1 protein-coding gene is annotated in these 645 nt (G+C 60.6%); it reads right to left on the reverse strand.

Translation table 11 applies throughout. From position 1 onward, the window contains the following. The coding region (locus ACQZ6J_RS33905; RefSeq protein WP_449087241.1) for a GntR family transcriptional regulator at positions 1 to 489 on the reverse strand (489 nt) is incomplete at its 3' end. Positions 490 to 645: the final 156 nt, after the last annotated feature.

The following is a 645-nucleotide window of genomic DNA, read 5'->3' on the forward strand; positions in this document are numbered from 1 at the left end:
CCGGTCGTTGACCGAGCGGATCGTGCTGACGAGATAGGGTCTCTGCGCGTCCTCATAGAGGCAGCTGTGAAATTGCCAGTTGAGCTCCGACCAGCGCGCGACATCATCCTCCCTTGCAAACTCATCGCAATAGGCCTGCGCCTTCCCGAAGGTCCTGTCCGTCATGAAGGGAATTGAAAGCCGCAGCGCATTCGATTCCAGGATGGCGCGCACCTCGAAGATCTGCGCGATCTCCGGTTCCGAAACGCTGGTGACGATCGCGCCTCTGTTGCGATGGAATTCGACCAGCCCCTCGGCCTCGAGACGCTTCAGCGCCTCGCGCACCGGGATCTTGCTGACGTTGAAAAGACGGGCGACGTCGTCCTGACGGATCGGTTCCCCTTCGTCGAGGGAGCCGTCGGCGATGGAATCCCGGATGAACTTCAGGATGACATCCGACGTGCTCGGCGCCTTTCCCAGATTGGGTATCTCATCGACGTTGAGAGGCATTCAATCATTATTCCCTGGAAATGGCGGAAGGCGGCCGGCGGTTTCAAGGCCGCGAGGTCTCCTCAATATCGTGATCTCCTTCCGCCGCGCAAGCGCGCATCTCGGCTGTTGGGCGAAAGGAAGCGCGGCCATCGCAACCGTCTCGGCCCTGCTCGA

The organism is Rhizobium sp. A37_96 (assembly GCF_053521765.1).